The organism is Iodidimonas sp. MBR-22, assembly GCF_029946565.1.
Classification (GTDB): domain Bacteria; phylum Pseudomonadota; class Alphaproteobacteria; order Sphingomonadales; family Rhodothalassiaceae; genus Iodidimonas; species Iodidimonas nitroreducens.
On sequence record NZ_JARKVQ010000039.1, the window covers coordinates 1 to 1,124 of the forward strand.

General features: G+C 60.6%; 2 protein-coding genes. Both read left to right on the forward strand.

Annotated elements, in window-relative coordinates:
- Positions 1 to 820 (forward strand): hypothetical protein (locus QK300_RS13550; protein WP_281302234.1); only part of this gene is annotated, 820 nt, incomplete at its 5' end.
- A 14-nt stretch (positions 821 to 834) separates the two neighbouring features.
- On the forward strand, positions 835 to 1,124 hold a 290-nt coding region (locus tag QK300_RS13555), incomplete at its 3' end, for a hypothetical protein (protein ID WP_281302235.1).

Sequence of the window (1,124 nt, forward strand, 5' to 3'; positions counted from 1 at the left end):
CGACCCCGAAGGCCCTTTTGATGAGACCGCCAATTGCCGCTGCTTTGTTGAGTATGTGGATGAGGGTGTGGGGGCGGAGGAGGCGTTCGACGATATCCGGTCAGTGGAACTGGCCGGTCGCATCGCCCGACTTCGCGGCAAGTACGGGGTCGGCTTGAACGACTCCCTTCGCCGCTATCCGCCGGAGCAGCGCGAGGCGCTCTTCGGCCGCAAGCTGAGCGAGAGCGAGACCATCCGTAATATCGAGGACTTCGAGGCCGAACTCGACCGCACCCGTGCGCTTGGAAGCGCGCGCGGCAAGGACTGGACACTGTCCGGGCTGCGGCGGGTCAAGACCGATCTGGGCGACCGCGAGCCCAAATCTCCGGAAGAACTGAACAGGCTGGGGCAGGTGAATAGCAGAGGAGATTTCGAGCACTCTGCAGGACAAACCATCCTGAGAGAGCAGACCATCCTATTCAAACCCGAACTGAGTGAGGACGATGTGCGGGAACTGGCTGGTCGGGGGTTGGTAGGGCCGATGACCATGTTTGCGCGAGAATCCGAGCGGACACAGGCGGCGGCGAGACGTTACGTCATCCGTCATGAGCTGGGCCATGCCCTGCAGAATGCAAAGGGGCCAATATCGGCGGCATTCGATAAGGCAAAAACAGGTGCGGCGCGCAAACTGAGTGCACGCGCTGCGGTGGGTCTTGATCAACCCGGGAAAGACGATCTCAACGAGCTGGTTGCGGAATTATTCGCGTGGTACACTTCACCCGATTATGACGGCAGTCTGGATGCAATGGTTGAAGCGGCGCTTGATGATCTGATGCGGTGACGAAGGGCATGCACATGGGGCGAGCGACGAGGGTTGTGGGGGCGTGTTTTGGCCTGCTGGTGACAGCGGTTCTTGCCCATGGTCAAGCTCAGGCGCAGGAAGAAGTGATGGACTTCACCGGGCGTGAGCGACCGGGGATGGTGCTGATCGACGACTTTGATGGCTGGTTGCGACACCGACCTGACTTTTTGGTTCCCGGAGGCATTGCCAAGGCTATCAATTCGATTGGTGAGGGGTTTTTGGATGTGGAGACGGCCTTGCCATCCCCCGATCTGGCCGCGCGCCGCCCAAGGATGACGCCGGA